We start from the raw sequence: 14,039 nt of genomic DNA, 5'->3' as shown, positions 1-14,039 counted from the left end.
GAGGAATCCTCCAGATTAAGTGTGTGATTTTGTATAAAGATGCTTCATTAAATCGCGATTTTTTTCCGTGAACAGTTCGTTATGCGAGGATATCATCCCGTTAGCGCTAGCATCTGGTGTTATAAACTGCTTGGCTTTATTGACGGCATTGGCGGCATCCTGGAACGCTCCCGCTATGAGGTGCAGCTTGCCTTCATGATGCAGAATATCGCCAGCGGCATAGAGGCCCGGCACAGAGGTTTCGCTCGATGGTGTTCCCGCAACCTGATAATTGAGCAGCTCGATATTGATTTTGCTGTTGCCCAGCAATTCCTTGTCGCGCTCGTAGCCGTGATTGATGATGACCTCATCGATTGCCAGCTTGAATAGGTTTTCCCCTTCATTCTGGTTCAGCAGCACAGTTTCGATCCGGCTATGATCCTCCGTTGCGATCAGCTTGTCGATGGTGCTGTTAAGCAGGCATTCCACACCGTTTTTTTGCAGGCGGGTCACATCCGCTTCATGTCCCTTTAAAGCATCCTTCCGGTAGGTCAAATAAACCTTCTTGGCAATATGAGCGAGCTCATTGGCCCAGTCTACTGCAGAATGGCCGCCTCCTGAGATCAATACGGTTTTATCCTTAAAGCGGGCCAATGATTTGACGGTATAGTGCAGGTTGGTGACCTCGAACCGTTCTGCCCCTTCAATCTCCAGCTTAATGGGCTTCAAAATGCCCCCGCCAACCGCGAGCAGCACCGCTTTGGACAGATGCGTCTGCTGGGTCGCTGTATGCAAGACGAAATGGCCGTCTTCGTTTTGGTCAATCGAGGTGACCTTCTCGCCGAGCACCACCTCCGGATGGAACGTCATCCCCTGCGTTACGATCTGGTCAATCAGCTGTGCTCCCAGTATCGGAGTCACGCCTCCTACGTCCCAGATCATTTTTTCGGGATAGACATGAACCTTGCCGCCAAGCTGGGGCTGAAATTCAATAATCTTGGTTTTCATTTCCCGCAGCCCGCTGTAAAAGGCTCCGAACAATCCGGCGGGACCGCCTCCAATAATCGTTAGGTCATATAATTCTTGTTCATTTATCATGCCTATTCACCTCGTTTTGTTGTTGATCCTTCATTTAATCAATAATGATTATTATTATCAATATGTAGTATAGCAAGAACCGGAATGCTTGCGAATGCACAAATCACAAATGGGATATGGATTATTATCAAAGGGGAGAGAGAAGGAGCGGGAGCATGGGGGATTTGTTAGTTCCTGTTTATAAATGTTCATGCTCCTGTTTTTCGGAATAAGCGGAAGGGGACAAGCCAAACTTCTTCTTGAAAATGCGGCTGAAATACAGCGGATTGGAATAGCCGACACTTCCCGCAATGTCGCGGATGGGGAATTGACCTATTTTTAATAGCTCGCTGGCTCGTTCCATTCGATAATGAATGACATAGTCAATCGGGCGGAATCCGGTATATTTATGAAAGAAATAAGAAAAACGTTTTGGGCTCATCGCATGCAGCTCGGAAAGCTCGCCCAGTGTCAATGGATGCATATAGTGGCCGTTAATATAGGCAACTGCTTCTTCGATCGCTGTTTTGTCAGGCGGATAGCCGCTTTCACCACTTTCTCTGTGCTTGCAGCCTACGAGCACCTGATGCATAATGCCAAGAAACAATTCCTTAGCTCGAAGCTTTCCAATCCCGCCTGGGGAATGCATATGCTGATGAAGCATGGCCAAATGTTCATGTACGCGCGAGTGGACACCCGGCTCTAGTCTGAAATGGGTATCGCATGTGTGGGCACTATCCGTGTCTTGCTGGTTATCAAGCCGGTATAACACGAGATAATATTCATACACCGATTGGCTTGTCACATGCGAATTCAGCAGCTTGTTCGGGGGTGAATGAAAAATCGCTCCCGGCTGCAGATCATAGGTGGCATCATCCACCTGTAATCGGGCTTCTCCACGAATGGGAAACAATAGCCCGTGTCTTGTTGTTTTATAACCGCGCAGGATGTTGTCGGGCTGGATGACGAACCGATGGACTTCAGCTATATCATAGGAACGGCCCGCAAACATTTCGGCTAATTCTTCGACATTAATCATGCTCCCTCACTTCTTCCGTTAGTATCTATTTATATAGAAGTATACGTCAGAACGGAGCAAAACTGTAGCGGGATGGCGGCTATTGGTTCACTTCATAGGCGAAAAAAGGGCGGCAACCAGCGGTTGCGGGGCGCTGCAACCAAAGCGGTCTTTACTTTGGCATAAGGATCAGCAAATAATGACGTATAGAAAACGGAAGGGTTGCTGCTGAAATAGGGTTTTTGGAGGACACAGATTCCGCTATTCTGGCATTTTCTACGATTTCTGGCCATAAGCGAACAGGAGATCCGTTATCGCCCTAATCCTCCCTCCAAAATGGTCATTTGCAGCGCAATAGCGGCTCCCGAGTCCGCAGCCTGTGCTATAACCCTCGATCCGCTTGAAATAGCTGCTGCTGTGTCCGCCGAACCTATCTTGATACTGGGAGAAAACTCTTGAAACGAAGAGCATGAAGCTGCCTTTCAGTACACAAGTTCATATTCACGGGGACTGATCTTCTCGGCAGTACAGGAAATACGTGTGACATGCTGGGCTTGGCTTGATCTGGCTCTGTCTCTGGATCTAGCTCTAGTCGCGCTTACATTTGCATACATGCCCTAGTGCCTGCCAAACAAACAGTGAATGAGGGGAAGCTGCTTCCCTCTCAGAGATAATGGCCGGGGAGCCTTTATCAACGCAGCCAATGAGGCTGCGTTTTTAGCTAGGGCCTTGCCCGCAAGTGGCTCCCGGCGCCCACTTATCGCTGGGTCATTAACTTTTTGGATTCAAAATAAAGGACTTGAATAAATTTTTTGGTGTTTTGCCTGATCATGCTAATGGACGCCGATTCTTCATCCTCTATATCCTTCATCCGTTTGCGGATGTCGCTTAAATCAAAAAACTTATTCGCGTATTGCTCGAATTTCGGATTGGAGTAATCAAGTAACCCCAGGGAGGCCAAGTGGGTTAGCGCTTGGTTCACCGTTCGCCGTACACGCTGTTCGGCGGCTTTTCCCTCCTTTTTCAAGTCGGTCTCAGAAGCGGTGGGGCCGAGTTTTTTCAAGGCGAGCTGTTTGTACGTGTCTTGAAGCGGAGGGAAGCCTTGCTCCAATGGATGCTCGCTATCGTAACGGAACAAATAATCGAGCATCTCCAGCAAGTCCTTGCAGCCGGCTTCGCCGATTAGCCCAAGGTCCGACAGCACATAGTTTCCGCAAGTGATGATGCTTTTATCAGGAGAGGCTGCCTCTTTCTCCGTTATTGCGCCGCCTAAGCCTAAGGCACTGAGCGACTTTTGAATATCTCGAAGCGATTGATGCAATCGCAGCAGCTCGGAAACTTTGCGTATGACCGAAATAAATTCCAAACGATTTATCGGCTTGGTGATATAATGTTCAATTCCGAAGGAATAGGCTTTGCCGATCATGTCCTTCGACTCCACTTGAGACAGCATGACGATTTTTCCTTTGAAGCTGCTTGATATTTCTCGAACCGTTTCTATGCCGTCGCGAATGGGCATCAGCAAATCAATCAGAACGATATCCACCTGCTTAAGGTCGAGCAGCGTATTATCGACATACGCTCCGTCTTCGGCTTCCCCTACAACACTTCCTAAATCCTCATCCTCAATCATTTGCTCCAGCATGGAGCGTACGGCCGGATCGTCATCGATTATAAAGAAACGCATCCTTCGACTCCTCCTTTCCTATTTGACCCACAGGCAGTGTGATCGTGAAAATAGTGCCTTGCTCATCGTTCCCAGCTTGAACTTGGACAGTTCCAAGCAGACGCTCCGTCTCTTGCTTGACATAAGCCAGACCGATTCCCGTAGAAGGGTTGCCGGATTTATCGTATTTCGTCGTATATCCGGGTATGAAGATTTTCTCCCGATACTTGGGTGCAATTCCCGGGCCATTATCGGCTACGCGGAAAACGACAGCTTCCTGCTCCCGTTTAACCTCCACTCGGATAGACCCCGCTTCATTTAGTGCCTCGACGGCATTCACGACCAAGTTATTGAGCAAGGACAATGAAACGTATACGTGACACAAAGGAAAGGCGCCTTCCGTATGCAGCGAGAAATCGATCTGCTTGCCGAGCGAGCGGGCATATTTCTGATTCGATCGTAGAACAATATCAACTAAGGCTTCCAATGGCATATAGTCGCTTTCGTGCGATATTAAGCCGGACAGCCCGGCATAAATGCGTTGATTGTCCTTTTTGATATCGTGAACCTGTCCAGCAATTTGTAGAGCCTTTTGAGCTAGCTCGTCAAGCGGCTCGGGTTGTTCAGCTTTTAAAGATTGATATAACCCGTAGCTGTCCCGGGCGATATTCTCCGCATTGTGCAGCGTTTTCTTCAATTGAATGGATTCCTCGTACAGCTCCGAGATAAGGAGAAGCATCTTCTCGTTTTCCTTGCGCGTCAGCTCCTCGGCCGCCTTCGACTGGCGCAATATGACGAGATTGAATAAGGAAAGCACAAAGAAGCTTCTAAAAATCCCGATGAGCAAAATTTGATTCCAAGTATAGAAGCTCACGACTTGCTCCGTAACCGAATAGCGCATCAGCAGTTCTGCCAACGATGCAGCAATTTCAATCGTCACGCCTAATAAGCCGAGAACAATGGGGCGGTTATGATAACGATTCAGTCGTACAGCTCTAAATGCCACCGCATAGGTCAAATAATAGAAGAATACCGGATAGTGGTGCAGAAAAGCAGCGTCCCAGCTCCTGGCCGGTTCGATGGCCACCTCAAGCCCCGTGCGAAAAAAGGTAACCGCAGCGCCGACAAGCAGACCTGAGACAAAAGGGGAAGGAAACCTCAGCCAGAGTAAAAACAGAAAGAAGGTGGGCGTTCCCAGACTGACCCGAAAATCATTATGAAACGGATAAAAATTCAATTCCCCCGCAAGCGGCACCGAAACAACCATCAGCAGAAACAAAAGCCATTTGTCTTTCAATGCTACATCCCAGCCTCCTTTCTTGCACGACGTAACAGTCATTCGACATCTTTTTCCATATTCCTCCGTAAAAAGCTTTCTTTCTTCCTCCTCATTATGCCGAAATTAATAAATTCTTATAACGAATATGTAGATTTAAATAGATTTGTGTAGCTTGCCTGTACAATGAAACCATTCAAAGGAATAGCGAAATTATACAATATGAAAGCGCTTAATAACCTACAGAAAAGGGGAAGCATGATGAAAAAATTTGGTTTGGCTTTTCAAATTTTAGTCGGCCTCGTATTAGGGGTAGCTGTAGGGGCTATCTTTTATGGCAACCCAACCATCGAAAGCTACTTGAAGCCGGCGGGGGACATTTTCATACGATTGATCAAGATGATTGTCGTTCCCATTGTCGTCTCCTCTCTAGTTGTCGGAATAGCTGGTGTTGGAGATATTAAAAAACTCGGCAAGCTGGGCGGGAAGACGATTCTTTATTTTGAAATCGTGACGACAGCAGCCATTGTTTTCGGCCTGCTCATCGCGGATATTTTTCAGCCCGGAGCTGGCGTTAATATGACGGGGTTAGCCAAGTCGGACATCTCGGGTTATGTGGAAGCAACGGAAAAGGTGACCAATCATAGCTTTATGGATACCTTTGTAAACATTGTTCCAAAAAACATTTTCGAATCATTAGTAGCTGGCGATATGCTCGCCATCATCTTTTTCTCGGTATTTCTGGGTCTAGGCATTGCTGCCATCGGTGAAAAAGGGAAGCCGGTTCTGGCTTTTTTCCAAGGTCTTGCCGAATCGATGTTTTGGGTAACGAATCAAATTATGAAATTTGCTCCGATCGGCGTTTTTGGATTAATCGGCATGACGGTATCTAAATTCGGGATTGCCTCGCTGCTTCCTTTGGGGAAGCTAGTATTGGCCGTGTATGTGGGCATGATTCTGTTTGTAGTGCTTATTCTTGGCCTGATTACGAAGCTATGCGGAACTAGTCTCATATCGATCATTCGCATATTGAAAGATGAACTCATACTCGCGTATTCGACAGCAAGCTCCGAAACAGCGCTTCCCAAGATGATGGAGAAGATGGAGAAGTTCGGAGTTCCTAAATCCATTACCTCTTTCGTCATCCCGGTCGGATATTCGTTCAATTTGGATGGGTCGACCTTGTATCAAGCGATAACGGCATTGTTTATCGCACAAATGTACGGCATTCACATGCCGATCAGCTCTCAAATTATGCTGGTGCTTGTACTGATGCTGACCTCGAAAGGAATTGCCGGGGTGCCGGGCGCTTCGTACGTCGTTCTGCTGGCCACTCTTGGGTCAGTTGGCATTCCGCTCGAAGGGCTTGCCTTTATCGCGGGTATTGACCGCATTTTGGATATGGCCCGTTCAGTAGTCAATGTCCTTGGAAATTCCATCGCCGCGGTTGTAATGGCGAAATGGGAGAAACAATATGATCAGAATAAGGGACAACAATATTTGGAGACGCTCAAAAAAAGTTCGTAAGACCATAACAAGGGGGAATGTCCAATGTCAGCTCATTTTAGAATCGAAAAAGATTTCCTTGGCTCTAAAGAAGTGCCGGAAGACGCCTATTATGGCATTCAAACGATGCGAGCAGTAGAAAACTTTCCAATTACAGGTTACCGCATTCATGAAGAGCTAATCCGTGCGATGGCTATCGTTAAACATGCGGCAGTTGAAGCGAACATGGAAATTAGACAGCTGAACCCGGAAACCGGAAAAGCCATTATGCAAGCGGCGCAGGAAATTATAGATGGAAAATGGCATGAGCAATTTATCGTTGACCCGATACAGGGCGGAGCAGGCACCTCCATTAATATGAATGCCAACGAGGTCATTGCCAACAGGGCGATCGAAATCCTTGGAGGAACGAAGGGCGATTATTTCAATGTTAGTCCTAACACGCATGTGAATATGTCCCAGTCGACCAACGACGCTTTTCCGACAGCGATTCATATCGCCGTACTTGTTTTAATTGATAAGCTGCTGGCGACGATGGAGGAAATGCTGGCGGCGTTTCGGAAAAAGGCTGTGCAGTTCGATGGCATTATTAAAATGGGGCGGACGCATCTTCAAGATGGCGTACCGATCCGCCTCGGGCAGGAGTTTGAGGCCTACAGCCGGGTTCTGGAGCGTGATATTAAGAGGATCAAGCAAACCCGCGGCCACTTGTACGAGGTCAATATGGGGGCAACGGCCGTTGGAACGGGCCTCAATGCCGATCCCCGCTACATTAAGCGGGTCGTTGAATCGCTTGCCGAGCTTAGCGGCTTGCCGCTTATCAATGCAGAGCACTTGGTCGACGCTACGCAAAATACGGATGCTTATACAGAAGTGTCTGCGGCGCTCAAAGTATGCATGATCAACATGTCCAAGATCGCCAATGACTTGCGCCTGATGGCTTCCGGGCCGCGTGCCGGATTCGGGGAATTGAATTTGCCTGCCCGCCAGCCGGGCTCGTCCATCATGCCAGGCAAGGTCAATCCGGTTATGGCGGAGGTTGTCAATCAGGTGGCGTTCCAGGTCATAGGCAATGACCATACGATTTGTTTGGCTTCTGAAGCCGGGCAGCTTGAGCTTAACGTCATGGAGCCAGTACTCGTATTTAATTTGCTTCAATCCCTCAGCATGATGAATCAAGTATTTAAAGTTTTTCGCGCTTATTGCTTGGAGGAAATCGAAGCGAATGTCGAGCGCTGCAAAGAGTACGTGGAGAAAAGCGTCGGGGTTATCACTGCGCTCAACCCGCATCTTGGCTATGAGGTTGTAGCCCGAATTGCGCGAGAAGCGATTTTGACAGGCCGTCCGGTTCGTGAGCTTTGCCTGCTTTACAACGTGCTGACGGAAGAGGAGCTCCAAATCATTCTTGATCCGTATGAGATGACGAACCCGGGCATTGCGGGAGTAGAGCTTTTGGACCAAAGATAAGGAAGAAATTTCTAGAAATAGAGTGACCCACAAAGGAGAGAGCGAGATGTCCGTAACAAGTGGTGCCAGTACCTATATGATATTTCGGCTGCAAATAGATAAACAACTAACTTCTCTCGGCGATATCGCTGCTGCAATTGAAAGGACAAGCGGGGATATCGTGGGGATTGACGTTATCTCGTCGAGCCGTACGAGTACCGTCCGCGATATTACCGTTAATGTATCCGATCAGGCACACAGCAAGCAGATTGTCGAATCGCTTGAGAAGCTGCAAGGCGTTAAAGTCATTCATGTGTCGGACCGGACCTTCCTTGTGCATTTGGGCGGTAAAATTGAGATCACCTCCAAAATACCGGTGAAAAACCGTGATGATTTATCGCGGGTATATACACCCGGTGTCGCCCAAGTTTGTACAGCGATTGCGGAAAAGCCGAATAAGGCCTACTCGCTGACGATCAAACGCAATACGATTGCCGTTGTTTCTGACGGAACAGCTGTACTCGGACTTGGCGACATCGGGCCGATGGCGGCCATGCCGGTGATGGAAGGCAAGGCCATGCTGTTCAAAGAATTTGCTGGTGTGGACGCTTTTCCGATATGCCTGGATACGAAGGACACCGAAGAAATTATCCGCATCGTAAAGGCCATCGCTCCGGCATTCGGAGGCATCAATTTGGAAGACATTTCGTCACCGCGCTGCTTTGAAATCGAGGAGCGTTTGAAGCAGGAATTGGACATCCCTGTGTTTCACGATGACCAACACGGAACCGCTGTGGTCATCTTGGCCGGGCTGCTCAATGCGCTCAAAATTACCGGTAAGCAAATGTCGGATATTAAAGTCGTTGTGAACGGTATCGGCGCAGCAGGCATTGCTTGCTCGAAGATGCTTCTGGCCGCAGGCGTGCGCAATTTGATTGGTGTGGACCGCGAGGGCGCCATTAATCGGAACATCCCGTATGGCAATCCTCATTGGAAGGCGTTTGCCGAGCTGACTAATCCGCATCTGGAGACAGGCAGCTTGTCTGAAGTGATCAAGGGAGCGGATGTATTTATCGGCGTATCGGCTCCGAATATTCTCAAGGTCGAAGATGTCCAATCCATGGCGAAAGACCCGATCGTCTTTGCAATGGCGAACCCGGTACCGGAGATCGATCCAGAGCTGGCCGAGCCTTACGTTCGAGTGATGGCGACAGGGCGGTCCGACAAGCCGAACCAGATCAATAACGTGCTTTGCTTTCCGGGCATTTTCCGCGGTGCCTTGGATTGCCGGGCGAGTGAAATCAATGAAGCGATGAAGCTTGCAGCCGCTCAGGCGATCGCATCCGTTGTGACGGATGAAGAATTGAGCGAAACGTATATTATTCCGAGCGTATTCAACCAGAAAGTAGTGGAAAAGGTAAGAGAGGCCGTTATAGAAGCAGCCTATAATACCGGAGTTGCCCGAAAAAAATTGAGAGATTCCAATAAAGAGTAATTTCGGCTACTATTACGGTGCGTTGCGAAGCTTACTCATAGGAGCAGTTATCACAAAAGTGTTCTTTTGTGATAACTGCTTTTTATCATTTAGGCAGTAAAACTGGTTTACCCATATTACCAAGAGCTTTTTCCAAAATATGACATGTATCCTACTTGAGCTTGTCCTTCAAATACTCTTGGATGTAAGGGACAGCCAGTTTGCGGGGAAGGGTACCGTCAATAGAGCTGGATGAGTCTATCTCAATGATTGTCTTATCGGGAGTGCAGAGACCTACAGCTACAGAAAGCACTGTGACTGAGACCACGCAGTTTTGGAAGCTCATTCCTTTTTTGGCGGACTGAGCTTCCGCTATTCTAGCTCTTAATCCCATTTCAGGTCGTAAGCGGACAGGAGATTCGCTATTGCTCTCACATTCCTCTCAAAATGAAGATAGGCAGCACATTAGCGGCTCCTGTGTCCGAAGCCTGTACCAAAACCAGTGATTCGGTTGAATTAGCGGATGCTGTGTCCTCCAAGTTATGCCATTCTCGATAGTAGAGGGTAGAAGTTGAAACGCTGGTTTCTTTCGGGATCCAGCTCGCTTACGTTTGCATACAGGACCTAGCAACAAGTCTTTCATTATTCTTTCACGGGGATTTGTTAAAATTTCAACTAGGGAATTTTAACCAAAATTTTTGGCATGAAAGAAGGCGTACATATTGTCATCCAATCAATCGAGAAAGCCGGTTTACCTTGTACTTATCCTTGTGCTGCTAATGGGATTGCTTACACCCTATGGGCAGAGCACCGTCTATGCAGCACAAGAGGGCATGCGAAGTGTGAAGGGAGTACAGATTTCCGCAGGAGCCAACCATTCCGTCATGTTAAAAGCGGATGGTACCGTCGTCGCATGGGGACTCAATAGTGGGGGCCAAACGAATGTACCGAGAGGCCTTGCTAATGTAATCTCTGTTGCTGCTGGGAGTGAGCATTCACTCGCTCTGAAAGCAGATGGGACAGTTGTCGGATGGGGGAACAATAGCTCGGGCGAAATAACAGTGCCGAATGAATTAGCAGCGGGAGGGGTGACAGCGATTGCTGGAGGAGGAGGTTCTTCACTCGCCTTGAAAGCGGATGGTACGGTTGTAGCATGGGGGGACAATCAATATGGCCAGTCAAGCGTACCCCCAGCGGCATTGCAAGAAGTGATCGCAATCGCTGCCGGAAAAGAGTTTTCGCTCGTATTAAAAGCGGATGGCACGGTCGTTGCATGGGGTCAGCCTGGCGCAACGAATGTCCCTGCTGGCCTGAGTGACGTAGTATCGATTGCCGCAGGGTCCTTATTTGCGATGGCATTAAAAGCGGATGGCACGATTGTTGCATGGGGAAACAACGCTAGTGGTCAAACGGTAATTCCAAATGCAGCGGCAGATGGCAAAGTCATATCGATCTCTGCAAGCAGGGCGACTGCGACTGCTCTGAAAGCGGATGGTACTGTTGTTGCTTGGGGAGAAAATGATGCAGGTCAGACGAACGTACCGGCGGGACTGCATGATGTGGTTGCGATTGCTGCCGGCTGGTTTCATACACTCGCCTTGAAAGCCGATGGCACAGTGGTCGCGTGGGGGAGCAACGCTAATGGTCAGAGGACCGTTCCAGCGGATCATGCTTCGCCCATTAAAGGGAGCAGAATCGCAGCGGGCTGGTCTCACACGCTTGCCTTGAAATCGAATGGTACCCTCTCCGCTTGGGGAGACAATGGCGATGGACAAAGTGCGATACCGGCTGGACTGGGAAGCGTGGAGTCGATCGCTGGAGGAGCGAATCATTCGCTCGCACTGAAATCGGACGGCACTGTTGCTGCGTGGGGAAGCAACAGCAATGGTCAAAGTAGTGTTCCTATTGGACTGGAAAATGTAGCATCGATTGCGGCGGGAGCGAATCATTCGCTTGCGCTGGAAGCGGATGGGACGGTCACTGCATGGGGAAACAATGCTTATAATGAAAGCACGGTTCCAATCGGACTCGATGAAGTGATTGCAATTGCTGGAGGAGAATTTCACTCGCTCGCCTTGCAATCAGACCATACGGTCGTCGCGTGGGGAAGAAATCATTACGGTCAAAGCACAGTTCCGGCTGGACTGGATCAAGTTGTGTCCATTGCTGCCGGCGCCAACCATTCGCTAGCCCTGAAATTGGACGGCACTGTCGTTGTCTGGGGAAATAATAATAGTGGCCAAAGAGCGGTGCCGAATGGATTGGCAAATGTAGTGTCCATTGCAGCTGGCGCTGAGCATTCGCTTGCCTTGAAAGCAGACGGAACCGTCGTCGCATGGGGAAGCAATGCTAGCGGTCAGATTAACGTGCCAGCTGGATTGGCAAATGTAGTGTCCATTGCCGCTGGCGCTGAGCATTCGCTCGCTTTGAAAGCAGATGGAAGCGTCATTGCCTGGGGTAACGACGATTTTGGCCAAAGCACCGTACCGGGCAAGCTGATCGATTTGAAGCTGCAAGAGGGCGATTTTACGGAAGCCTTTGACGTCACTGTTACCTCCTACACCTATTATTATGACGGGCAGTCTTTGTCCAGTGCCCATATAACACCGACGATGACAGACCCTGACCAAATTTTGGTGTATGTGAACAATCAGTCTATATTGAGTGGCGGTGCGGCGACAATCAATGTAGCGGGAGCGACGGCTGATACGGTCATTCCTGTTCGCGTCGAGCCCTATTTCTTTCCTAATCAAAGGTATACGATTACGCTAGAGATTGATTCAACTCCACCAGTGGTAAAGTTCAGCACTGATGGAGGGTTAACGCCTGCAACAAGCGTCTCAAGCAAAGTAACGGTTAGTGACACGCAAAGCGGCGTGGAGCCTGCCTCGCTGCTGTATGCTTGGACGCAAGGAACAGCCGTTCCGACGGGAGGCTGGACGGCCTTCAGCAGCGAGGATACGTTAAGCCAAACAAATGTTGATGGCGATTGGTACTTGCACATTCAAGCCAAAGATAAAGTGGGTAATATTGTAAATTCTGTATCCAATCCTTTTGTGCTGGACAACACGGCACCGACAGTAACGGTAACCAGTTCAGCAAGCCAAACCGTGAATGCGGCTTTTCCGGTGAACATATTCTTCAACGAGAATGTAAATGGTTTCACCGTGGATGACCTTGTAGTCGTTAACGCTACAGCATCTAATTTGGTTTCCGTTAACGCATCGACTTACACAGCGACCATTACACCGCTGACGAGTGGTCAAGCTGTGACGGTATCGATTGGTGCGGGTGCAGCAGTAAATGCCGCAGGACTGGACAATACAGCATCCAACATGCTCAGCCTGTTGTATAACACGGCACAACCCGTCACTGCATTCGGTGGCTTTACCGATCAGCAAGCATTCGTTGTGCCGCCTACTCAAGTCTCCGTGACTGTGAGCGAATCGGTATATTGGATTAATGATGGGGCTCCACTCACCTCTGCAAATGCAAAGCCTCTGATTAGCCTGACGAAGGACGGACAAGCATTTACTTCTTATACGACAACGTTTGATGAATCTTTGCTAACGTATACGTTGACGTTTAATGGCACGCTTAACAATGGCTTATACAGGGTGAATGTGGCTGGAGGCGAAGTGGAAAATGAATATGGCAATGCGCTTGATGCAGCAACTGCAAGCTTTAGCATAGTGAGTGCAGCAACGCCGCCATCCGTAACACGTTCTAGCAATGCAAACCTAGCTTATTTGAACGTCTTTGCAGGCGGTAAGGCAGTAGAGCTGTCGCCTGTATTTACACCCGGGACTACGGAGTATAGAACGAAGACGGATGCAAAAGAAGTTGAGCTGCAATTGGCACCTGCTCATGTCATGGCAGCGGTTAGATTGCTGGGAGAACAAGTAATAAAGACAACTTCTGTACCTTTGGTCATGGGAGAAAATGTGTTCGCCATCACGGTTCAAGCCGAGGATGGAACGATAAAAACGTATACGTTAAAGATTAATCGTATTTCTGATAATGGAAATACAGGCTCTGCATGTACATTTGAAGATATTAATAATCATTGGGCTGCATCAAATATTTGCGAAGCAGCGAAACTTGGAATTGTGGAGGGTATGAGTGCCGATGCCTTCGTGCCTAATGGCTACGTAACACGGACGGAGTTTGCTCTTATGCTGCTTCGCACCCTTCAAATTCCCATTGGCAATAAATCGATTGCGATGCCCTTTAGCGATAAGGACAGCATTCCAGCCTGGGCACAACAGGCCGTTCAGACAGCGGTAGCTGAGGGTATTCTCGAAGGGTATTCCGATGGAACATTACGGCCGCAGCAAACGGTAAGCCGAGCGGAAATGGCTGCGATGGTCTCCCGGGCAATGAAGTGGGAGATTGACACTCAGGAAGCTGCTTCCTTTACCGATGATGCAAATATTCCAGCCTGGGCCAAAACGCATGTTCACAATGCTCGCGCGAATGGGCTGATAGAGGGCCGGGAAGGCAATAAATTTGTGCCAGCTGGACTTACAACTAGAGCCGAAGCTACTGCCCTGCTGTTGCGGCTTTGGAACTTTCTTTATTAATCCAACAAATTTTT

8 protein-coding genes are annotated in these 14,039 nt (G+C 48.7%); 4 read left to right on the top strand and 4 right to left on the bottom strand.

The window, feature by feature from the left end:
* Positions 1-15 precede the first annotated feature (15 nt).
* The 4 genes from AC6B99_RS18290 to AC6B99_RS18275 all read right to left on the bottom strand — a co-directional run bounded on the left by AC6B99_RS18290 (position 16) and on the right by AC6B99_RS18275 (position 5,037).
* On the bottom strand, positions 16-1,074 hold the full coding sequence (locus AC6B99_RS18290; protein ID WP_496663974.1) for an NAD(P)/FAD-dependent oxidoreductase: 1,059 nt from the start codon (positions 1,072-1,074) through the stop codon (positions 16-18).
* A 181-nt stretch (positions 1,075-1,255) separates the two neighbouring features.
* The gene (locus AC6B99_RS18285) at positions 1,256-2,095 is read right to left on the bottom strand and encodes an AraC family transcriptional regulator (protein WP_056036248.1); all 840 of its coding nucleotides are present in this window, start codon (positions 2,093-2,095) and stop codon (positions 1,256-1,258) included.
* A gap of 736 nt (positions 2,096-2,831) precedes the next feature.
* Positions 2,832-3,761 carry a DNA-binding domain-containing protein gene (locus tag AC6B99_RS18280; protein ID WP_056036250.1) on the bottom strand — a complete coding sequence of 310 codons (930 nt, stop codon included), beginning with the start codon at positions 3,759-3,761 and terminating at the stop codon, positions 2,832-2,834.
* Positions 3,739-5,037, bottom strand: a complete 1,299-nt coding sequence (locus AC6B99_RS18275; protein ID WP_494880800.1) for an ATP-binding protein — start codon at positions 5,035-5,037, stop codon at positions 3,739-3,741. Before AC6B99_RS18275 ends, AC6B99_RS18280 begins: the two co-directional genes overlap by 23 nt.
* Positions 5,038-5,277: 240 nt before the next feature.
* Between AC6B99_RS18275 and AC6B99_RS18270 the strand changes: the two genes are divergently transcribed.
* The 4 genes from AC6B99_RS18270 (at position 5,278) to AC6B99_RS18255 (ending at position 14,025) form a co-directional block, all read left to right on the top strand.
* Positions 5,278-6,543: a cation:dicarboxylate symporter family transporter gene (locus tag AC6B99_RS18270; protein WP_056036255.1), complete on the top strand. Its 1,266-nt coding sequence runs from the start codon at positions 5,278-5,280 to the stop codon at positions 6,541-6,543.
* A gap of 24 nt (positions 6,544-6,567) precedes the next feature.
* Complete coding sequence (gene aspA / locus AC6B99_RS18265; protein WP_496663936.1) at positions 6,568-7,989, top strand: aspartate ammonia-lyase; 1,422 nt, start codon at positions 6,568-6,570, stop codon at positions 7,987-7,989.
* 46 nt (positions 7,990-8,035) lie between these two features.
* A complete protein-coding gene (locus AC6B99_RS18260; protein WP_056036258.1) occupies positions 8,036-9,463 on the top strand; it encodes an NAD-dependent malic enzyme in 1,428 nt (475 codons plus the stop codon).
* Between the two features lie 701 nt (positions 9,464-10,164).
* Positions 10,165-14,025 carry an RCC1 domain-containing protein gene (locus AC6B99_RS18255; RefSeq protein WP_496663935.1) on the top strand — a complete coding sequence of 1,287 codons (3,861 nt, stop codon included), beginning with the start codon at positions 10,165-10,167 and terminating at the stop codon, positions 14,023-14,025.
* The last annotated feature ends 14 nt before the right edge of the window (positions 14,026-14,039 follow it).

It is taken from the genome of Paenibacillus liaoningensis, assembly GCF_059609455.1.
This window is presented reverse-complemented; position numbering and strand designations above follow the sequence as displayed.

Bases quoted from the DNA above. Each gene is read 5' to 3' on its own strand.
- AC6B99_RS18285 (WP_056036248.1), bottom strand. From the start codon at position 2,095: ATGATTAATGTCGAAGAATTAGCCGAAATGTTTGCGGGCCGTTCCTAT.
- AC6B99_RS18280 (WP_056036250.1), bottom strand. From the start codon at position 3,761: ATGCGTTTCTTTATAATCGATGACGATCCGGCCGTACGCTCCATGCTG.
- AC6B99_RS18270 (WP_056036255.1), top strand. From the start codon at position 5,278: ATGAAAAAATTTGGTTTGGCTTTTCAAATTTTAGTCGGCCTCGTATTA.
- aspA (WP_496663936.1), top strand. From the start codon at position 6,568: ATGTCAGCTCATTTTAGAATCGAAAAAGATTTCCTTGGCTCTAAAGAA.
- AC6B99_RS18260 (WP_056036258.1), top strand. From the start codon at position 8,036: ATGTCCGTAACAAGTGGTGCCAGTACCTATATGATATTTCGGCTGCAA.